A 20,904-nucleotide genomic window follows, 5' to 3' on the forward strand; every position below is an offset into this window, starting at 1 on the left:
TTGATCGATGTGACGGCGGCCCCAACGGGTGCCACGGACAGCGGCGATGATCACTTCGGTTCCTCCATCGGTCCCGGCGGAAGCACCCGCACCCGGTGAACCGGGGGGTTGCTGCGACGTCGACGAGCCAGGTCTCTCGGTCGCTCTGGATGGTTGTCGCCGATCCGGACACCGGACGATGTCAGGGTCGAGCCGAATTATCATGCCCAGCAGGCGAACCCTTGGACAAGGGAAGTAATCACCGTGAGTGTAGATCTTGCCGGGGCCCGGTTTGCCGGGTAAGTCCGATAGCCGGATATACGCTGGCTCAGCGTGATCGGTAGCGGCGTGCGCTCACGTACTCGGGCGGCTCCGCCGGGGAGCAGCATACGGCTTGGTGCGTGCCTCGATATGCGAACCCCGCGAAGTTGCCTCGGATCCGCCGCGATGGTCGCGGTGCTGGAATGACACGCCGATGACTTGCCACAAGCAATACAGCCTGTTCACGGCGTTTGCCGGAGTACCGTCAGCCTTCGATTGCGTCGACGATGAGAAGAGGTCTCCGTGGCCGTGCACCGCCGTCTGACCATAATGTCCGCTGTCGCGACCTGCTCGGTCGCGCTGGCGCTCGCCGCCCCCACTTCGGGTGCGGCACCGACCGTGCCGGGCGTGACCCCGGTTCCGCCCGCCGCGGCGAGCGAGCGTCCCACCCAGACCGGCACCGCCGCGCCGGGCGACCTGTTCGGCGTCTACAACACCGCGATCGATGGCCTGCGCGCGTTCGGCATGCAGCCGTTCCTGTACCCGACCGCGGCCCCGTTCTGCCTCGGCGGCACCTCCCTCGGCCTCGCTCCGGCCGTAGCCGGGGCGGTGCCGGGCCCGTGGCCCAAGACCTCGATCACCATCCCCGGGCTCGACCTGGCCGCCGTCAAGGCCGGGCAGACCATGTTCACCTTCGTCCCCTACGGCCTCGGCCAGGACGGATCGGACACCACCGGCATGCAGGTCGCCTGGATGAACGTGACCAGCGGCCGCGGCGGACTTGCCGCCATGGGCCCGCTGTCCACCGTCTTCGGCGCCATGATCCCCGCCGAAGTCCCGGCCGCCCTGCGCCCCATGGCCGAACGCGCCATCCAGAACTTCTTCGTCGCCGCCCTCCCGATGGGCGGTGTGCGCGCCGTACCCGTCGACACCGGCCAGGGCACCGTGCTCGCCGCGGTCTTCGGCACCGTGGAGAACGGCGGCAAGTCCTGCTTCTTCCTGCCGACGGTGGGGATCACCGAGGTCCCGTAAGTCCTAGGTGCCAGTTATGTTGAGCGTGCGGCCCTTCCAGCTCAGCGCGTCCCGCCGCCGAGCGCGGTGCGAGCGTGCCCACAGCAGTAGGTAAGCGGCCACGGAGAACGGGTGAGCCAGGGCCGCAAGGACATCGGTGCGGGTAATCGGCCCGCCGGTTTCGGTGGAGCGGGCCAGCAGCCTGCCCGTAACGGCGGCTGTGTAGCCCACGACACCGACCCGGCGGACCGCTCCGCAACCACCGACCGCGGCCAGGGGCGGGACCCAATAAGCCAGGGCGGCAAGCGTTCCCACGCCCGCGCCGCCCGCGACGGTGCCGCCGTACGCGGACCACAGCCAGCGGGTGTATCCGGCGTCGAGTTCGGCGGTACCCGCGTACATCCGGGTGCTCGCCATGCGGCCCGCGGCGACGAGAACGGTGGGTTGCCCTGCGCGGCGCAGTGTTCGAGCGATATCGAGGTCCTCGGTGACGCTGGCGGCCACCGCGGCGTGCCCGCCGACGGCGCGGTAGGCGGCGGTGTCGAACACCAGGAACTGGCCGCAGGCAACCGAAGTCGACGGTCGCAGGCTCCGGTTGGCCAGCGAGATCGGCAGCGTCGCGGCCCACGACCAGCACAGCAAAGGCTGCACCAGCGCCTCGGCCACCGACCGGGCCCGCTGCCTCGGCCACGGCGAGACCAGCGCGACCCGCCGCCTGCGCAGTTCGGTGACCGCCGTCGCGACCGCACCCGGTGCCAGCCGCACATCCGCGTCAACGAAGACCAGCACCGGCGTGGCCACGGAGTCGGCCAATCGCGCACACGCGGCAGCCTTCCCGGTCCAGCCGGGCGGCGGGTCGGTGTCATTGCGCAACACCGTGATTCGCGGATCACCACCGGCCGCATCGATCGCTGTCGCGAAGGTGTCATCGGCCGACGCGTCATCGAGGATCACGACGCTCAACCGCGCGACCCCGCGCTGCGCCCGCAGATCCGCGATCAGTCCGGGCAGGCGCGCTGCCTCATCGCGAGCGGGCACGCATACGGTGACCGGATCGATCACCTCGATCGCGGTATCCGCCAGCCGACGCACCGTAATCCGGTTATAGAGCGCGATCCCCGCGCCCACCAACGAGATTCCGGTACCGAGCCACGTCACCTTCACCATCCGGCGAACCGAACCTGGCTGCGGCACAACGTGTGTCGGCTTTCGCTCAGCGGCTCTGCGTGACCGTTTTCCACCAGCGGCTCCAGGACAGCCCGGTGGGCGCGCCCGGTGCGGGCGGGTTCCGGTCCATGTAGGCCATGGTGGCGATGATGGCGGCGACGGCGAGGGTGATGCCGCCGACGATGCCAGCCCAGCCCGCGAAGGAGCGGGTGTTCGGGTCGGCGTAGCTGACCTCGGCGCGCAACGTGGAGACGTCGCCGGCGGGCAGCTTCCACGACACGATGTTGTCACCCTCGCGGTTGCCGTTGGTCTTGGCGACACGGGCCGGGAACGCGATGGTGAACTGCACGTCGGAACCGCTCGGCGGCACGGATTTCAGGTCGACGCGCCCGCTCAGGCTGACCAGGTCGCCGGTGCGCTGGAACTGCATCTGGAACATGCCCTGTGTTTGCTCGGACAGCTGACCGAGCTGGCCGACCTCGCCGAACGACATGTCCTCGAAGAACACCTGGCTGCCAACGTACCCGTCTTGGGTGTAGGGCTCCACCCGCACCTTCGCGGCGAGCGAGTCGGGCGCCTTCAGCTGCGGGCCCTTGTCATTGCCGTCGGTGGGCACGACCGCGGCGACGATCCGACCGGACACCCGGTCGTTGGACGACACGCCCATCGACACCTGCACCCGCAGGCACCCCGCGAGCATGGGCACCAGCATCGCCGCGAGCAGAACGGCCGCGGCGACACGCGCGCCAAGGCGGCGCGTCCGCGGCGACGGTAGTACCGGGGCATCGGGCATCGTGGTGATGGGACTCGGCTGCACGGGGACATCGTGCCAGGCCATCCGTCCAGATGCCCACGCGACGGGCGGAACGAGGCAAGCGATGTGTCTCGGCTAGCCCGCCGGGACGGGTCGCGGGCGGTAAAAGTAGAGGTGGCGAAGCAGCGGGAGGCCGAGCACGCTCAGCCCGACAGCGCCGTAACAGGCCGAAAACGGTAGACCGAGGAAGACGGCGTGCGCGAGCGTCGAACCGAGCCAGGTCCACAGGAAAACGGCCACCGGTACCGCGATCGAGCCGGTTTTCGGTGCTGCGGCGTTCAGCCCCTCTAACAGCCTGTCCAGGCCCACTGACGGACCGGGCGTCGCGCCGACCCCGGCGGCCAGCGGCCCGTCCAAGCCATCTGACGGACCGGGCGCCGCGCGATCCCGCACGGCGAGCAGCCCACCCATGAGCAGCGCCACCGCGAACCAGCCGAGGTAGTTGGTGTACGGAATATCGGCGAGGCCGGGCAGCCCCGAGCCGGTGTCACACCACGTCCACTGCCCGTCGGCGACCATCTGCGGGTCGAGAAAGAGATCCCAGCCGACCGCCCCGGCCGCCGTCAGCCCGATGCGCGACAGCGTGCGCCGCGACACCAGCCCGGCCACCACCCAGACCGGATACAGTCCACCCGTCCAGGCCAGCGGAACGACCAGCGGCACCCCACTCAGCGCGGGCCCCAGTCGATCCACCGCGTACTCGTAACACCCGAACGGCAAGCCCGTTGCGGTGCCGACGATCTCGGCGGCCAACCCGATCCCGGACACGATCACCAAAAACCCGGCCGCATAACGTATCCCGCGCGTCACCGTCGCATGCGCCAACGCCGTCCCCGCCGAAAGCAGCACAACCGCGACCGTGACCCGATCCCGCCCACCCCCCGACGTCAGCGGGTAAGCGATCTGCACCAGGACCAGCGCCACCGCCAAAACAACGGGCCCAAACCGCGCCGCTGTCGCACGTGCGCCACTCACGGCCGCACGCCTTTCGATTTCCCGCACCGGAAATCGCATGCGATTCCAGGTGCGGGAAATCGGAAAGCGTGCGGCGGCACGGTCATCGGCGGCGCAGCAGCGGGAATCGGTTGCGGCGCAGGTCGTGTAGGGCGAGGGTGGCGGCGCTACGGCCGCTGGCGCCCGAGACGCCGCCGCCGGGATGAGTCGACGCGCCGGTCAGATACAGCCCCGGTGCGCCCGGTACCCGCTGTCCGGACAGTTCCGGCAGCGGCCGCCACAGCATCATCTGATCGAGGGACATCTCCACGTGCATCACATTGCCGCCGAGCAGCCCCATCTCCCGCTCCAGATCGACCGGCGTCTGCACATGCCTGCGCAAGATCGAATCGGTGAAACCCGGTGCGTAGGAGTCGACTTCGGCGATGATGCGATCGGCCTCGCGCTCGGCGTGCTCGGCCCAATCGCTGCCGTCGGCCAGCCGGTACGGGTGCCACTGCGCCCACAGCGAGAGCTGATGCTCACCGGGCGGGGCGATGCTCGGATCCAAGGCGCTGAAACTCATCGCAAGCACCACCGGGCGCGGCGGCAGATCACCGGCCGACGCGGCCCCGTGCGCGAGCCGGAGCTGGCGCCGATCGGACACGAGAAACTGGAGACCACGGGCGGATTCGCGCACCGAGCTGCCGGGGTAGTTCGGCAACGACCGGGTAGCGACCCGCACCACCATGCCGATCCCCGGCCCGACCCGAATGCGCCGCCGCCAGTCATCGAGCACGCCCGCGTCGAAACCGCCCTCGCGCAACAGATCCAGCGTGGTCAGCACGTGCGAGCCCGCGATGACGGTGTCGGCGTACAGGTTTCGCCCCGAGGCGGTGCGCACCCGCCAGCCGTCACCGTCGCGCCGCAGAGCGGTCACCGCGTCACCGGCCGTCACCACGCCGCCATCGGAGCGCAGCCGCTGCACCAGCGCCGCGCTCAGCGCGCCGCTGCCGCCGACCGCCCGACCAGGCGGCAGCGTATGCATGAGCGCGGCGAAACCAACCATCGGCGCGGTACCCGGTTCCGACATCGGCGGCCCGGACTGCGCGCCGAACCAAGCCAGCGACGCCTTGAGTCGTTCGTCGTCAAAGTGCGTGTCCAGCAACGCGTCCCCGGATTGCAGGAACTCCCGCGACAGCGCGCTCCCGCCGTCCTTCGCGTCCAGCCCCCAGAACGAGCGCAGCAACCGCCCCGGCGTCGGCGCCCCGCCGAACGCACGCATCACTCTGGCGCTGCGCGGCCCCCACACCTCGACGAAACGCCGATACGCCGCAGCATCACGATCACCGCAGGCGGCCGCGATCGATGCGCAGGTGGAATCCAGCTCGCGATGGAACACCAGTGGCGCGCGCCCATCGCTGCCCGGCGTGAAACCCCAAGGGTCGCAATCGATGTAGCGCAACCCGAAGCGATCGAGCTCGAGTTCCTCGATGATCCCGGTGTGCCGCACCATGATGTGCGCGGACGAGCCGCGATCGACCAGATGGCCGGGAAACCGCTCGACCGTCGACACCGCCCCGCCGAGCACATCGTCGCGTTCCAGGACCTCCACCGCGTGCCCGGCCCGCGCCAGATAACAGGCGGCGACCAGCGCGTTATGGCCCGAACCCACCACCGCGACCGTCACGTGACCCTCACGCAGGCCAAGGCATAACCCTCACAGCGGCAGCCGCCGTCCGAGGATGGCGAACGGCCGATTGTCGCCGGAGAACACGAAATTCCGCACCACGTCGGTGAATTCCTGCCGCCGATACAGCCGCCAGGCCCGGTTGTCCTCCCGGTCCACCTCCGGCGTCGACAGCAGCACGGCCTGCTCCGGCCGATCCCGCAGCAGCCGTTCCAGCAGCGTGGCGCCGATGCCGAGCCCCTGCGCCGACGGGTGCACATGCAGCTCGGTCAGCTCGAAATAGTCCGAAAGCAGTTCGCGCGTCGAATGTTCTGGCCAGCCCGAGCGCCGCATCCCGCTGTGCACCTGCTGGTGCCACCACTGGTGCGCGGCACCGCGGTAGCCGTAGGCGATCGCCACGATCGGCGAGGACCGTAGGTCGACCTGCCCCGAATCGTCGGGGACCACCGCGGCGACGGCCTGCCAGCCGGGACGAGTGGTGTGCTCGGTCCACATCGGCGCGCGATGGTGTTCGGTGCCGCGCGGATAGTCCATCGCCGCGACATACACCGCCAGCGCATCGTGCAGCCGGGAGCGCAGTGCCGCGACGGAGAGGTCGACGACGACAGGTGCGGGAGTGTGATTGGGCTTGACGGCGGTCATGGCTCTCGTCGGGTCCACAGTTGGCGCGGAAAGTTTGTCGGTGGGCGTCTCTATATTCAATCTCAATTCAAACGTTCGAATACCTGTTCGGTCACACTAGGCGGTGTTGGCTCCAGGTACGCGATAGCGGAGGGACTGGCGAGATGTCTGGTCGAGTCGAACATCCGGGACAGCCCGGTCGGGCAGGCAAGCTGCTGCAACGGGCCGATGGCCTGCTCATGCAGGCGGCGGGGGAGCGGGACCCGCGCGAGCGATTCCGCACCGCCTATCTCGCCGCATTGCGCGGGGCCGGGGCGGTGATCGCGCTCACCGGCGCCGACAACGCGCCGCGGGCTCGTTCGCGTAACGCGTGGGTACTGCTGCAGTCCGCCGCGCCCGAGTTCGTCATGTGGGCCGATTACTTCAGCGCGCGGTCGGAGACCAGGGCCGCACTGGAGGCCGGACTCGATCGTGAGATCGACGATGACGAGGCCGACGAGTTCTATTCGCGGGTAGGAGCATTCCTTCACGACATTGAAGATCTCCTTACCGCATCGGCTCGGTTGCGCCCCGCACCGGGGTGGACAAGCGGCATGACCGGATAGTGACCGGCGGCACGCCCACATAGTTATGGGCGACTAGGTGGTACGGCCCTGATCGAACTCGTATCATTGGTGACAGATAGCCGCCAAGGTCGGCTATCAGGTCGCCTACCCGGAGGCGACAGCCACGCCTAGTGCCGGGGGAGGTACCGTGCCACTCTCCGAGCACGAGCAGCGCATGCTCGAACAGATCGAGAGCGCGCTCTACGCTGAGGATCCGAAGTTCGCGTCGTCCGTCCGCGGCGGGCGCCTTCGCTCGACCTCGAGTCGTCGCAGACTCCAGGCCGCGGCGTTGTTCGTCCTCGGTCTGTTTCTACTTGTCGCCGGCATCGCCGCCCCGGTGAAGCCCGGCGGCTTCCCGATCATCAGCCTGGTCGGCTTCATCGTCATGTTCGCCGCGGGCGTACTGCTGCTGGTCGGCACGTCCAAGGGGATCGCGAAGGGCGATCGGGCCGGCGGCGACGCCACGCCCGGCGGTCCAAGCGGTGGAACGACCGGACAGCGTGGACGGCAACGCAAGTCCGGCGGTTTCTCCGAACGCATGGAGGACCGATTCCGGCGACGGTTCGAGCAGGATTAGCCCGCTCATAGCCTGACAACCGCAGACAGACGGCGACGCCGCACCGATCAGGTGCGGCGTCGCCGTCTCGCGTGTGCACGGGCCCGCCCCGCCGGTGATCTCCGCGCGGGGTGCGCGGCGCCTGCTCCACATCTCCCCACAAGATCCCCCACATCGCCCCATCCTCGGCCGAGCTACCTCGCACCTGGGCGTTTGCTGGGTGTTTCCGGGCCTTTGTCCATGCGGACTGTGCGTGTCGGCAGAACACGCAAGAAGTTCTCCACCAGGGTGATAGCTGGGATGACCTGCGGAATCGTCTGAGCCGGGAGCCAGATCACCGGCAGTTTCGATTGAAAGTGGGGGAAAGTGGGGTAATGTGGAGCGCGCACTACAGGAAAGGCCGACCATCGAGGTGATCGACTAGGGAGGTATCGAGTTGTTTCTCGGTACCTACACACCTCGGCTGGACGACAAGGGGCGACTCACGTTGCCTGCGAAATTTCGAGACGATCTGGCGGGAGGGTTGATGGTCACGAAGGGTCAGGACCACAGCCTTGCCGTGTATCCCAAAGAAGAGTTCACCGCGCTCGCTCGTCGAGCCGCGGCGGCGTCGCGAAGTAACCCGCAGGCTCGCGCATTCGTCCGGGCACTAGCGGCCGGAACGGATGAACAACGTCCGGACGCACAGGGCCGGATTGTGTTGTCTGCCGAACATCGGCGCTACGCGAACCTGCAACGGGATTGCGTGGTGACCGGCTCGGTCGATTTCCTCGAAATATGGGACAAGCAGGCGTGGGACTCCTACCTCGCCGAGCACGAGGAGGATTTCTCGCAAGCGAGAGACGAGTCGCTGGGCGGAATCTTCTAGCCCCGAGCGAACGAGTGCCGCGTGGCCTCTGCCCGGACGCGGACCCTGACGTACTTCCCCGACGCCAGGTGCCGAGGTTCGGTCAGAGACCACGGGGCATTCGTCTCCGGACACGGTTTCTTATGCACATGCACTTGCGGCCCAACGACACACCATCGCGGAGCGCTCGTCGGGCCGACGGGATGCGGGAACTCCCGCATCTGCACAGAGGAATAAGGCGACCATGCGCGGTGCGCGACGAAGCGAGGCAGATCCCGGGAGGTCGAGGTGAACCGTGAGCAGGACGGCCCCCGCCATGTTCCTGTTCTGCTCGGGCGAGCCGATGCGCTGCTCGGGCCCGCGCTCACCGAACCCGGCGCGGTGTACCTCGACGCGACGCTCGGCCTCGGCGGACACGCCGAACACTTCCTGCGCACCTATCCGGGCCTCCGGCTCGTCGGACTCGACCGCGACACCGCCGCGCTGAAGCTGGCCGCCGAGCGACTCGCGCCGTTCGCGGACCGAATCACCTTGGTGCACACCCGATACGACGGGATCGCCGACGCGCTCGAGCAGGCCGGATTGCCCGCCGCCGGATCGGTCTCCGCCATCCTGATGGACCTCGGCGTTTCCTCGATGCAGCTCGACGAGGCCGATCGCGGCTTCGCCTACTCCATCGACGCGCCGCTGGACATGCGGATGGATCCAAGCACCGGCCCCACCGCCGCCGACGTGCTCAACACTTACAGCCACGGCGACCTGGCCCGCGTGCTGAAAACCTATGGGGAAGAACGCTTCGCGGGCCGGATCGCCTCCGAGGTGCTGCGCCGCCGCCAGCAGAAGCCGTTCACCACCAGCGCCGAACTGGTCGAGCTGCTCTACGCGGCGATACCGGCGGCGACCCGCCGCACCGGCGGGCACCCGGCCAAGCGCACCTTTCAGGCGCTGCGGGTCGAGGTCAATCGCGAGCTCGATTCGCTGCGCGCCGCGCTGCCCGCGGCGCTGGATTCGCTGCGGATCGGCGGCCGGATCGTCGTCATGTCGTATCAGTCACTCGAGGACAAGGTGGTCAAGCAGGAGTTCGCGCCGCGCGCGGCCTCCCGCAGCCCCATCGACCTACCGGTCGAATTGCCAGGCATGGGACCGGAATTCCGGATGCTGACCCGTGGCGCGGAGAAGGCGACCGAACAGGAAATTGAGGAAAACCCTCGCGCGGCACCCGTCAGGATGCGCGCGGCGGAGCGAATTCAGGAGGTCGGATGAGACATGAGCTCTTCCGGCGGACCGGGTGCGGGGCCTGGACAAGGGAGGCCGGATGTCCCGCACAGACTCACGAGGGGACGGCAGTATGAGTATTCGGACGCGGACCGTCGAGGCACCCGGGCGGATCGCCCGCCGGGTCCACGAATCCGAGCGGGTGAAATCGGGTGCCGCGCAACGGGCATACGCCCGGCGCCGGACACGCGCCGAAACCCGTTCGGACACACCCGATCTGCCGCCCCGGCAGGGTTCGGTGATGGCCGCGCGCATTCCGTTCGTCGCGGCGATCATCGCGTTGCTCGGCTGCGGTCTCGCGCTCACCCTGCTGCTGACCACCCGCGCCGCGGAGGACAGCTACCAGCTCGGCGACATCAGGGCGACCAACAAGCGGCTCGCCGACGAGCGGGCCGCGCTGCTGCGTGACGTCGAGTCCGCGGACTCCCCGCCCGACCTGGCGGCCCGCGCCAGGGACCTCGGCATGATCCCGGCCAAGGACCCGGCCCGCATCGTGGTCGCCCCGGACGGCAGCGTGACGGTGATCGGCAAACCCACTCCGGCACAGGGCCCGCCGGTGCCACCGCTGAACGTGACACCCGCCGCTCCGGCCCCGCCACCGGCGGGCAACGTGGAGGCCCGCGGTGAGCGGGTGGTGCCCGTGACAACGACGACGACACCGCCGCCGCCCGCTCCGGTGAACGCGGCTCCGGCGAGCCCGATCCCGTCCAGCCCGGTTCCGGCCAGCCCGGTACCCGCCGCGCCGCAGCAGGATGCCGCCGTGCAGGCCGCCGTGCCGCAACCGCCCGCCGTGCTCGCGCAGCCGGAAACACCACAGCCGCAACGACTTCCCGATGAGGAAGGGCAACGGTGACACAGGTCAGGCCCGCACCTCGGCAACGACGCGGGCCCGAACGAGCGACAAGACCGCGGGCCGCGCCGCCGAAGAAGGACCGGCCGCTGCGCCGACGGCTCGGCGCAGGCCGGATCCTGATGTTGGTCGCGCTCGGTGTCGTCGCGTTGCAGTTGCTGTGGATCCAGACCATCAACGCGCCGAGCCTGTCCGCGCAGGCGGCGAACCAGCGCACCAACGTCGAGGTCGACTACGCGGTCCGCGGCCCGATTACCGACCGCAACGGCAAGTCGCTCGCGTACACCATCGCCGCGAAACAGCTGACCTTCCAGCCGATCGCGGTCCGCAAGCAGCTCGCCGACGCGAAAGCCAAGAACAGCAAGGCGCCCGACCCGGACGAGCGGCTGAAGGCGATCGCCAAGACCGTGCACGACAAGCTCGGCAAGGCGGGCCCGTCGGAATCGGACCTGCTCGCCATGCTGCGCAGCGACGAGAAGTTCCTGTACCTTGCGCGCGGTGTCGACCCGAGGATCGCCGCGGATATCCGCACGCAGTTCCCCGAGGTCGGCGCGGATCCCCAGTACCCGAGGGACTATCCCGGAGGTTCGTTGGCGGCCAACGTGATCGGCGCCACCGGCTGGGACGGCCACGGCCAGATCGGGCTGGAGTCCTCGCTCGACTCGGTGCTCGCGGGCACCGACGGTTCGCACACCTTCGACCGCGGCTCCGACGGCACGGTCATTCCCGGCAGCTGGCGCGACAAGCAGGATGCCGTGAACGGCAACGGCGTCGAGCTGACCATCGACTCGGATCTGCAGTACTACGTGCAGCAGCAGGTGCAGCAGGCGCGGGAGATGTCGGGCGCCAACTCGGCCTCCGCGGTCGTGCTCGACGCCAAGACCGGCCAGGTGCTTTCGATGGCCAACGACAACACGTTCAATCCCAAACTGTCGCCACAGAATTGGGCCGGTGCCGACATGGACAATCCGTCGGTCTCCAATGTGTTCGAGCCAGGCTCGGTGAACAAGATCATCACGGCGGCCGCGGCCATCGAGTATGGATTGACCACTCCGGACGAGGTGCACCAGGTGCCAGGCGAGATCCGGATGGCCGGGGTGACCGTGCACGACGCGTGGAGCCACGACGTCGCGCCGTACACCACCACCGGCATCTTCGGTAAGTCGTCCAACGTGGGAACCCTGATGCTCGCCCAGCGGGTCGGCGAGGATCGCTTCGCCGACATGGTGAATCGCTTCGGACTCGGCCAGCGAACCGGGGTCGGCCTGCCCGGCGAGAGCGGCGGTGTGGTGCCCGCCCGAGATCAGTGGTCCGGCGGCACCTTCGCCAACCTCCCTATCGGGCAAGGCCTTTCGATGACCACGCTGCAGATGACGGGCATGTACCAGGCCATCGCCAACGACGGCGTGCGGATACCGCCCCGGATCATCAAGGCGAAGATCGCGCCGGGCGGCGCACGCACGGAGGAAACGCAGCCGGACGGGGTGCGGGTGGTCAGCCCGCAGACCGCCGCGACACTGCGCACGATGTTCCAGGCGGTGGTCCAGCGTGATCCGATGAGCGCAGCCCAGAACGGCACCGGCGGGCCCGCCGCGATCGACGGCTACCAGATCGCCGGGAAGACCGGCACGGCGCAGAAGGTCGATCCAGCGTGCGGTTGCTACTCGACCTCGTCGTTCTGGATCACCTTCGCCGGCATCGCCCCTGCCGACAACCCCCGCTACGTCATCGGGCTGATGCTCGACAACCCGGTACGCAGCGCCGATGGCAGCGGTGGCCAATCGGCCGCGCCGCTGTTCCACAACATCGCCTCGTGGGCGCTGCAGCGTGACGGTGTGCCGCCGTCGCCGGAACCGTCCAAGCGATTCGTCCTCGAAGCACACTGAGTCGGCTGCGTCGGCAAACCTGTTGGGGGCTGCCTGGTCACGCGGTGGTCGGTCGCCGGTAACCTGACACGTCGATCGCCGCCGCCGAGAGGAGCCTGATTTCTGTGCAGTCCGGTGAACCGCGCACCTTGCGGCCCGCCCAGTCACCCGTGACGCCGCTGGACGCCCTCGCGTCCGCCGTCGCGGCGAATCCGGTCGGCCCGCGACCGCTCGGCACGGTCTCGGTGACCGGCATCGAGCAGCGCTCGGCGTCTGTACTGCCAGGAGACCTGTTCGTCGCGCTACCCGGCGCCACGGCGCACGGCGCCCGATTCGCGCGTGACGCGGTCGAGCGGGGTGCCGTCGCGGTGCTCACCGACGCCGAGGGCGCCGAACTGGCCGGGGAGCTGACGGTGCCGGTGCTGGTGCGCGAGAATCCGCGCGCGGTGCTCGGCGAGCTGTCCGCGATGGTCTACGGCAACCCCTGCGAACGACTGCGCATTGTCGGCATCACCGGCACTTCGGGCAAAACGACCACGTCCTACCTGGTCGAGGCCGGTCTGGCCGCCGCGGGCCTGTCGACCGCGCTGATCGGCACCATCGAGACCAGGATCGGCGGTCGGCGCGTGCCGAGCGCGCTGACCACGCCCGAGGCGCCGCAGCTGCACGCGATGTTCGCGCTGATGGTCGAGCAGGGCGTCGACGCGGTGGTGATGGAGGTGTCCAGCCACGCGCTCGCGCTCGGCCGGGTGGACGGCGTCCGATTCGCGGTGGGCGCGTTCACCAACCTGTCGCAGGATCACCTCGACTTCCACGCCGACTTCGAGGACTACTTCGCCGCCAAGCGCAGGCTGTTCGAGCCGGACTCGCCGATCGCCGCGCGGACCGCGGTCGTCTGCGTCGACGACGAGTGGGGCGTGCGGCTCGCGGACGGGCTCGCGGCCCCGATCCGAGTGTCCACCACCGGAACCGGCGATTGGCGCCTCGACGGCCCGATCGCGGCGCACGGCGGCGAGCAGGAATTCACCGCGGCCGGACCGGACGGCAATGTCGCTGTGCGGCTGCGTCTTCCTGGCCGCTACAACGTGGCCAACGGGCTGCTCGCGGTCGCCGTGTGCGCGGCCGCCGGTGTCGACGCCTCGATCGCCGCGCCCGCCCTGGCCACCGTCGATGTGCCTGGCCGGATGCAGCGGGTGGAACGCGGCCAGGACTTCCTCGCGATCGTCGACTACGCGCACAAGCCCGCCGCGCTGGAATCGGTGATCGCCACGCTGCGTGGACATCTCGCGGCGGACGTGCCGGAATCGCCGGGACGCCTCGCCGTGGTCATCGGTGCCGGTGGCGACCGCGACGCGGGTAAACGTCCGCTCATGGGCGAGGTAGCGGCCCGCGGCGCCGATCTGGTGATCATCACCGACGACAACCCGCGCAGCGAGGACCCGGCGACGATCCGGGCCGCGCTGTATTCCGGCGCGAAGGAGGTGCCAGATCGCGGCGACGTGCGCGAGGTCGGCGACCGCGCCGAAGCCATTGCGGCGGCGGTGAATTGGGCTCAGCCCGGCGACGTGGTACTGGTTGCGGGCAAGGGGCACGAGGCAGGGCAAGAGATCCGGGGTGTCAAACACCCCTTCGACGACCGCGACGTGCTCGCGGCGGCACTGGACAAGCGAAGTCCGCATAACGCGGACGCGGAGGACTTGACGGTTTCATGATCGAGATGACACTGCGGGAGCTCGCGGACGTCGTCGGCGGCACGCTGCACGACGTTCCCGACCCGGAGGTGCGAGTAACCGGTTCGGTCGAATTCGATTCGCGCCGAATCGGTTCCGGTGATCTGTTCCTCGCCTTGCCAGGTGAGCGGTCCGACGGCCACGACTGGGCCGCCACGGCGGTCGCGGCCGGTGCGGTCGCGGTGCTCGCGGCCCGTCCGGTCGGAGTGCCTGCCATCGTCGTCGCGCCGAGTCCGGGCTCGGTGCCGTCGAGTTCGGTTGCGCTGGCCGGTGATTCGGATGGTTCCGGGGCGGCCGTGCTCGCCGCACTCGCCGAGCTGGCCCGCGCCAGCGTGCAACGGCTCACCGCGGCAGGAACTCTCACCGTGATCGGGGTGACCGGCTCGTCCGGCAAGACCTCGACCAAAGACCTGCTCGCGGCCGTGCTCGCGCCGCTCGGGTCCGTTGTCGCGCCGCCTGGTTCGTTCAACAACGAGCTCGGCCATCCGTGGACGGCGTTGCGCGCCAACGCCGATACGCGTTTCCTGGTGCTCGAGATGTCCGCGCGCGGGCCGGGCCATATCGCCGCGCTGGCCGAGGTGGCACCGCCGAGCATCGGCGTCGTGCTCAATGTCGGCACCGCGCATCTCGGCGAGTTCGGCAGCCGCGAGGCGATCGCCAAGACCAAAGGCGAACTGGTGCAGGCGCTTCCGCCGTCCGGGCTGGCCGTGCTCAATGCCGACGACCCGCAGGTCGCCGCGATGGCGTCGCGCACGACCGCCCGCGTGATCGCCGTCGGCCAATCCGACAACGCCGAGGTGCGGGCCACCGATATCCGGCTCGACGGCGAAGCACGCGCCGGTTTCACCATGCATACCCCGGTGGGCAGCATCGCGATCCAGCTGTCCGTGCACGGCGAGCATCAGGTCGGCAACGCGCTGTCCGCGGCCGCGGTCGCCCTCGAATGCGGCGCCGACCTCGACACCATCGCGCGGTCGCTGGCCGAAGCGCACGCCGCGTCCGCCCGCCGGATGGATGTGCGAACCACCGCGGGCGGCGTGACCGTCGTCAACGACTCCTACAACGCCAACCCCGACTCGGTCCGCGCCGCCCTCAAGGCGCTGGTCACCATGTCGCGCGCGGGCGAAACCCCGCGCCGCAGCTGGGCCGTGCTCGGCGAAATGGGCGAGCTCGGCGAAGAATCCGTGATCGAACACGACCGGATCGGACGGCTCGCCGTGCGCCTCGACGTGCATCGGCTGATCGTGGTCGGCACCGGAAGGCCGTCCCGGGCGATGCATCAGGGAGCGGTGATGGAAGGCTCATGGGGCGAGGAGTCGATCCTCGTGCCCGACATCGGCGCGGCCATCGCGTTGCTCGACGACGAAGTCGAGGCGGGTGATGTGGTGCTGGTCAAGGCGTCGAAGTCGGTCGGCCTCTGGGAGGTCGCCGAACACCTGATCACATCGGAGCCATCCAGCGGACTTACGGGAAGCACGGAGGGAGTTCAGTGAGCGAGCGGAGCGAGCGAACCATCAACACAGCGACCGCTTGTCGTACGGCTGAACCGAGCGCTAGCGAGGGTCAGTCGTGAGACAGATTCTGTTCGCGGCGGCGATAGCGTTGGCCGTGTCGATTCTGCTGACCCCGCTGCTGATCAAGATGTTCGCCAAGCAGGGCTTCGGCCAGGAGATCCGGGTCGACGGCCCGGCTAGTCACCAGGCCAAGCGCGGCACGCCAACCATGGGCGGTGTCGCCATCATCATCGGCATGTGGGCCGGTTACCTCGGCTCGCACCTGATCGGCATCGGTTACCGTGCGGACGGCCCGTCGGCCTCCGGCCTGCTTGTCCTCGGTCTGGCCACCGCGCTCGGCGGCGTCGGCTTCGTCGACGACTTCATCAAGATCCGCAAGCAGCGCAACCTCGGCCTGACCGCCGCGGGCAAGTACCTCGGTCAGCTGACCGCCGCCGTCGTGTTCGGCGTGCTCGCGCTGCAGTTCCGCGGTGCCAGCGGGCTGACCCCGGCCAGCAGGCATCTGTCCTATGTGCGCGACATCAGCACGGTGACAATGGGTGTCGTCGTGTTCCTGGTCTTCGTCTGCCTCGTCGTGGTTGCCTGGTCCAACGCGGTGAATCTCACCGACGGCCTTGACGGACTCGCGGCCGGATCGATGAGCCTGGTGCTCGGCGGCTACGTGGTCATCACGTTCTGGCAGTACTACCACGCCTGCGAGATCAAGGCCGAGGTCGGCTGTTACAACGTGCGTGACCCGCTCGACCTGGCACTGGTCTGTGCCGCGGGCGCCGCCGCGTGCGTCGGCTTCCTGTGGTGGAATGCCGCGCCCGCCAAGATCTTCATGGGTGACACCGGCTCGCTCGCGCTCGGCGGCATGCTGGCCGGGCTGTCCATCACCACACGGACCGAGCTGCTGATGATCGTCATCGGCGCGCTCTTCGTCGCCGAAACCCTGTCGGTCGTGTTGCAGGTCGCGGTCTACCGCACCACCCGCAACCGGTTGTTCAAGATGGCGCCGTTCCATCATCATTTCGAACTCAGCAAGTGGGCCGAGACTACGGTCATCATCAGGTTCTGGCTGTTGGCCGCGATGGCGTCGGCCGTCGGCCTCGGCTTGTTCTACAGCGAATATCTCTCTGCGGTCGGGTGAACTAGCGATGGTCGAACATTCTCCTCGGGCCCTGCGATCACCTGGGCCCATGCTCGAATTCCTGCGCGGCCGTGACGTTCTCGTCGCGGGCTGGGGCATATCGGGACGCTCGCTCGTCGAGCCGCTGCGCGATATCGGCGCGCGCCCGGTGGTCACCGACGGTGGCGCCGCGGCGCTGGCCGAGGCGGCCGAGCTCGGCCTCGACGTCGCCACCTGCGTGGAACTGGAAACTACCGACTGGAGCCGGTTCGCGCTGGTGATCACCAGTCCGGGCTGGCGGCCGGACTCGCCGGTGCTCGCCGCGGCGGTCGCCGAGGGCACCCCGGTGTGGGGCGACGTCGAATTCGCCTGGTGGGTCGATCAAGCCAGGATCTACGGACCGGTCCGCAAGTGGCTGGTGATCACCGGAACCAACGGCAAGACCACCACCACCCAGATGACGCACGCCATCCTGCGCGCCGCGGGCATCCCGAGCGTCGCCTGCGGCAATATCGGGCTGCCGATCCTTGATGCGTTGCGGCGCAACCCGGGACCGCAGGTGCTCGCCGTCGAGCTGTCCTCGTTCCAGCTGCACTGGGCGCCGTCGGTGCGTCCGGAGGCGGGCGTTGTGCTCAATGTGGCCGAGGATCACCTGGATTGGCACGGCGGCCTCGACGCGTACGCGGCCGCCAAGGCGCGGGCGCTGGTCGGGCGCGTCGGCGTGGTCGGGCTCGACGATCCGGTCGCGGCCTCGCTGGCCCGCCGCTCGAAAGCCCGTCGCACCGTTGGCTTCCGGATCGGCGTGCCCGCCGACGGCGAGCTCGGTGTCGTCGACGGCAAACTGCTCGATCGCGCGTTCACCAAGGCCGCGATCCTCGCCGAGGTCGGCGATATCAGCCCGCCCGGTCCGGCCGGTGTCGCCGACGCGCTCGCCGCCGCCGCGCTGACCAGGGCCATCGACGTGGCGCCGCAGTTCATTCGGGAGGGGCTGATCGAGCACAAGGTCGGCCCGCACCGGTCGGCGTTCGTGCGCGAGGTCGGCGGCGTCGACTTCATCGATGACTCCAAGGCCACCAACCCGCACGCCGCGCGCACCGCGATCCTGGCGCACCAGCAGGTGGTCTGGCTTGCCGGTGGTCAGCTCAAGGGCGCGCAGATCGAGGATCTGGTCGAAGAGGTCGCCGACCGGCTGGTCGCCGTGGTGCTGATCGGGGCCGACGCGCCGGTGTTCGCGGCCGCGTTGGCGCGACACGCGCCTGAGGTCCCGGTCATCGAGCTGATCGCGGGAGACGATGCAGGGATGGGTGACGCGTCGAGAGATAAGGCCGACGCCGTGATGGCGCGTGCCGTACAGGCCGCGGCCGGGTTCGCCAGTCGCGGCGACGCCGTACTGCTCGCGCCCGCCGCGGCGTCGTTGGATATGTTCGCCGATTACACGCACCGGGGTCGCAGTTTCGCGGCGGCGGTGCACGCACTGGAAGACGGTGACGTCGGGCGGCAGCTATGACGACTACGGCGCGGCGTAAGGAACAACCCCGAGCCGGAGCCAGGTTCGTCGCCTGGCTGGCTCGGCCGCTCGCGTCGTTTCATCTGGTCGTCACCATCGCCACGCTGCTGACCGTGCTCGGCTTGGTGATGGTGCTTTCCGCGTCGAGCGTCGAGGCGTATGTCGATGGGGGATCGGCGTATTCGTTGTTCATCCAGCAGGCGATGTTCGCGGCGATCGGTACCGTCCTGTTCTATCTCGCGTTGCGTATTCCGCTGCGCCGGTTGCGGCAGTGGTCGTTCCCGTTGTTCGTGTTGTCAGTGCTCGGTCTGGTGCTGGTGCTGATCCCCGGCATCGGGTCCAAGGTGCAGGGCGCGCGGCGGTGGATCGATCTCGGCTTCTTCAACGTGCAGCCGTCGGAAATCGTGAAGGTCACCCTGGTCGTGTGGGGTGCGCACCTGCTCGCGTCGCGCCGCTCCGAGCACGCCGGGCTGAAAGACATTCTGATGCCGCTGGTTCCGGCGGGTCTGCTGGTGTGTCTGCTCGTCGTGGTGGAGCCGAACCTGTCGACGACCATCGCGTTGGGCATCGTGATCGCCGCGCTGCTCTGGTTCGGCGGCCTGCCGCTGCGGCTGTTCGTGACGGTCGCGGTATCCGGTTTGATCGCCGCGGCCGTGCTCGCGTTGTCGGCGGGTTATCGATCGGATCGCATGCGCGCGTTCTTCAACCCGGGCGACGACCCGCAGGGCATCGGTTATCAAGCACGCCAAGCGCTCTACTCGCTGGCCGACGGCGGCATCTGGGGTCGTGGCCTCGGGCAGAGCCGGGCCAAGTGGAGCTACCTGCCCAACTCGCACAACGACTTCATCTTCGCCATCATCGGCGAGGAACTCGGCTTCCTCGGCTGTGCCCTGGTGCTCGGACTGTTCGCGCTGTTCGTCTACACCGGGATCCGCATCGCCAGCCGCTCGGTCGACCCGTTCCTTCGGCTGCTCACGGCCACCGCGACAACGTGGATCACCGGCCAGGCGCTGATCAACATCGGCTACGTGGTCGGCCTGCTCCCGGTCACCGGCCTGCAGCTGCCGCTGGTCTCCGCGGGCGGTTCGTCGCTGGCCATCACCCTGTTCATGTTCGGCATCATCGCCAACGCGGCACGACACGAACCGGAGGCTGTCTCCGCGCTGCACGCCGGGCAAGACGGTAGGTTCAGCAAGTTGCTGCGGCTGCCCAAGCCGGAGGTGTACTCACCGGCGCGGGCCAGTGCGGCCAGGGCGAAGAAATCCGCGCAGCGGGGCAAGGCGCCACGGAAGCAGGCGCTGCCAGCGCGGCGCCCGCAGCCGGAGCCGGGACGGCGCCGCTCGCCGGAGAGCCGCGGCACCAGCTCGCTGCGCGCCACCAGAGCGTGGGAACCCAGCTACCCGGTCAACCACACAAGAGAACGAGGAAAATCTAGGTGATCTCGGTAATCGTCGCAGGCGGCGGGACGGCGGGCCATATCGAACCCGCCCTGGCGGTGGCGGACGCGCTGCGTCGGCTCGACGATTCGATCCGGGTGACGGCGCTCGGCACCGAACGCGGATTGGAGACCAGGCTGGTCCCCGAGCGCGGTTATCCACTCGAGCTCATCCCGCCGGTTCCGTTGCCGCGCAAGCCGACCGCGGACCTGCTACGACTGCCCGGCCGGGTCCGTGCCTCGGTGGCGCGGACCAGGGCGGTGATCGACGCGGTCGAGGCCGATGTGATCGTCGGCTTCGGCGGATACGTAGCGCTGCCCGCCTACCTGGCCGCCGGGCCTGGCCTGCTGCGGCGGCGTCGCGCGGTGCCGGTGGTGGTGCACGAGGCGAACGCCAAGGCCGGGATCGCGAACAAGGTGGGCGCGCGCCGGGCCGCGCGAGTGCTTGCCGCGGTGCCGGATTCGGGCCTGGCCGGTGCGCAGGTCGTCGGCATCCCGGTTCGCGCCGCGATCACCACGCTGGACCGGGCCGCGCTGCGGGCCGAGGCGCGGGCGCACTTCGGGCTGCCCGCCGAGGGGCCGGTGCTGCTGGTGTTCGGCGGATCGCAGGGCGCGGTCAGCCTGAACGAGGCGGTGTCGGGTGCCGCGCCGCAACTCGCGGCGGCGGGCATCTCGGTGCTGCACGCGCACGGACCGAAGAACACCCTCGACATTGCTGAGAGTGGCGCGAGCGCACCGTATGTCGCGGTGCCGTATCTTTCCCGGATGGATCTCGCCTACGCCGCCGCCGACGCGGTGGTCTGCCGGTCGGGCGCGATGACCGTCGCCGAGGTGTCGGCGGTCGGTCTGCCCGCGTTCTACGTGCCGCTCGCCCACGGCAACGGCGAGCAGGAGCTCAATGCCAGGCCCGTCGTCCGACAGGGCGGGGGCAGAATTGTCCCGGATTCGGAGCTGACGCCGAAATACGTGATCGATGAGGTGATTCCGCTGCTCATGGACTCCGCACGGCTGATCGAGATGGGCCGCGCCGCGGCAAGCGCCGGGCACCGCGACGCCGCCGACGCGGTGGCGCGGATTGTGTTGGAGGTAGTAAGTGGCTGACGACCTTTCGGCTCTGCCGCCGTCACTGGCGC

General features: G+C 69.2%; 18 protein-coding genes and 1 riboswitch. Of the genes, 13 read left to right on the forward strand and 5 right to left on the reverse strand.

Annotation, left to right across the window (positions count from 1 at the left end):
* Window positions 1-61: 61 nt before the first annotated feature.
* Window positions 62-156: riboswitch (SAM riboswitch) on the reverse strand.
* A gap of 414 nt (window positions 157-570) precedes the next feature.
* Window positions 571-1,272, forward strand: a complete 702-nt coding sequence (locus OG203_RS39335; RefSeq protein ID WP_405162272.1) for a hypothetical protein — start codon at window positions 571-573, stop codon at window positions 1,270-1,272.
* Window positions 1,273-1,275: 3 nt separating this feature from the next.
* Here the strand turns inward: OG203_RS39335 and OG203_RS39340 are convergent, their stop codons facing one another.
* The 5 genes from OG203_RS39340 to OG203_RS39360 form a co-directional block, all read right to left on the reverse strand.
* Entirely contained in the window at window positions 1,276-2,418 is a 1,143-nt protein-coding gene (locus OG203_RS39340) for a glycosyltransferase (RefSeq protein ID WP_405162273.1), read from the reverse strand.
* A gap of 46 nt (window positions 2,419-2,464) precedes the next feature.
* Window positions 2,465-3,211: an LppM family (lipo)protein gene (locus OG203_RS39345; RefSeq protein ID WP_405168142.1), complete on the reverse strand. Its 747-nt coding sequence runs from the start codon at window positions 3,209-3,211 to the stop codon at window positions 2,465-2,467.
* A gap of 96 nt (window positions 3,212-3,307) precedes the next feature.
* Window positions 3,308-4,207 carry a carotenoid biosynthesis protein gene (locus tag OG203_RS39350; RefSeq protein WP_405162274.1) on the reverse strand — a complete coding sequence of 300 codons (900 nt, stop codon included), beginning with the start codon at window positions 4,205-4,207 and terminating at the stop codon, window positions 3,308-3,310.
* Window positions 4,208-4,289: 82 nt separating this feature from the next.
* Window positions 4,290-5,855: a phytoene desaturase family protein gene (locus tag OG203_RS39355; RefSeq protein ID WP_405162275.1), complete on the reverse strand. Its 1,566-nt coding sequence runs from the start codon at window positions 5,853-5,855 to the stop codon at window positions 4,290-4,292.
* 30 nt (window positions 5,856-5,885) lie between these two features.
* On the reverse strand, window positions 5,886-6,497 hold the full coding sequence (locus OG203_RS39360) for a GNAT family N-acetyltransferase (RefSeq protein WP_405162276.1): 612 nt from the start codon (window positions 6,495-6,497) through the stop codon (window positions 5,886-5,888).
* A gap of 143 nt (window positions 6,498-6,640) precedes the next feature.
* Here OG203_RS39360 and OG203_RS39365 point away from each other — a divergent pair, with 143 nt between their 5' ends.
* From OG203_RS39365 to murG, 12 genes are all read left to right on the forward strand, one after another.
* Entirely contained in the window at window positions 6,641-7,081 is a 441-nt protein-coding gene (locus tag OG203_RS39365) for an SAV_6107 family HEPN domain-containing protein (RefSeq protein WP_405162277.1), read from the forward strand.
* A gap of 148 nt (window positions 7,082-7,229) precedes the next feature.
* Window positions 7,230-7,658 carry a DUF3040 domain-containing protein gene (locus tag OG203_RS39370; protein ID WP_405162278.1) on the forward strand — a complete coding sequence of 143 codons (429 nt, stop codon included), beginning with the start codon at window positions 7,230-7,232 and terminating at the stop codon, window positions 7,656-7,658.
* Between the two features lie 415 nt (window positions 7,659-8,073).
* Window positions 8,074-8,505 carry a division/cell wall cluster transcriptional repressor MraZ gene (mraZ, locus tag OG203_RS39375; RefSeq protein ID WP_040733463.1) on the forward strand — a complete coding sequence of 144 codons (432 nt, stop codon included), beginning with the start codon at window positions 8,074-8,076 and terminating at the stop codon, window positions 8,503-8,505.
* A 267-nt stretch (window positions 8,506-8,772) separates the two neighbouring features.
* Window positions 8,773-9,747 (forward strand): 16S rRNA (cytosine(1402)-N(4))-methyltransferase RsmH, encoded by a 975-nt coding sequence (gene rsmH, locus OG203_RS39380; RefSeq protein WP_405162279.1) that lies wholly within the window; start codon window positions 8,773-8,775, stop codon window positions 9,745-9,747.
* A gap of 85 nt (window positions 9,748-9,832) precedes the next feature.
* Window positions 9,833-10,612, forward strand: coding sequence for a hypothetical protein (locus OG203_RS39385; RefSeq protein WP_405162280.1), 780 nt, complete (start codon window positions 9,833-9,835; stop codon window positions 10,610-10,612).
* A complete protein-coding gene (locus tag OG203_RS39390; RefSeq protein ID WP_405162281.1) occupies window positions 10,609-12,495 on the forward strand; it encodes a peptidoglycan D,D-transpeptidase FtsI family protein in 1,887 nt (628 codons plus the stop codon). Before OG203_RS39385 ends, OG203_RS39390 begins: the two co-directional genes overlap by 4 nt.
* A gap of 104 nt (window positions 12,496-12,599) precedes the next feature.
* Window positions 12,600-14,186, forward strand: a complete 1,587-nt coding sequence (locus OG203_RS39395) for a UDP-N-acetylmuramoyl-L-alanyl-D-glutamate--2,6-diaminopimelate ligase (RefSeq protein ID WP_405162282.1) — start codon at window positions 12,600-12,602, stop codon at window positions 14,184-14,186.
* Window positions 14,183-15,697, forward strand: a complete 1,515-nt coding sequence (gene murF, locus OG203_RS39400; RefSeq protein ID WP_405162283.1) for a UDP-N-acetylmuramoyl-tripeptide--D-alanyl-D-alanine ligase — start codon at window positions 14,183-14,185, stop codon at window positions 15,695-15,697. Before OG203_RS39395 ends, murF begins: the two co-directional genes overlap by 4 nt.
* 76 nt (window positions 15,698-15,773) lie before the next feature.
* Window positions 15,774-16,850 carry a phospho-N-acetylmuramoyl-pentapeptide-transferase gene (mraY, locus tag OG203_RS39405; protein WP_150406558.1) on the forward strand — a complete coding sequence of 359 codons (1,077 nt, stop codon included), beginning with the start codon at window positions 15,774-15,776 and terminating at the stop codon, window positions 16,848-16,850.
* 49 nt (window positions 16,851-16,899) lie between these two features.
* Window positions 16,900-18,336, forward strand: coding sequence for a UDP-N-acetylmuramoyl-L-alanine--D-glutamate ligase (murD, locus tag OG203_RS39410; RefSeq protein WP_405162284.1), 1,437 nt, complete (start codon window positions 16,900-16,902; stop codon window positions 18,334-18,336).
* Entirely contained in the window at window positions 18,333-19,775 is a 1,443-nt protein-coding gene (gene ftsW / locus OG203_RS39415) for a putative lipid II flippase FtsW (RefSeq protein WP_405162285.1), read from the forward strand. Before murD ends, ftsW begins: the two co-directional genes overlap by 4 nt.
* Window positions 19,772-20,872, forward strand: coding sequence for an undecaprenyldiphospho-muramoylpentapeptide beta-N-acetylglucosaminyltransferase (gene murG / locus OG203_RS39420; protein ID WP_405162286.1), 1,101 nt, complete (start codon window positions 19,772-19,774; stop codon window positions 20,870-20,872). Before ftsW ends, murG begins: the two co-directional genes overlap by 4 nt.
* Window positions 20,873-20,904 lie beyond the last annotated feature (32 nt).

It is taken from the genome of Nocardia sp. NBC_01499 (genome assembly GCF_045040275.1).
Lineage (GTDB): Bacteria > Actinomycetota > Actinomycetes > Mycobacteriales > Mycobacteriaceae > Nocardia.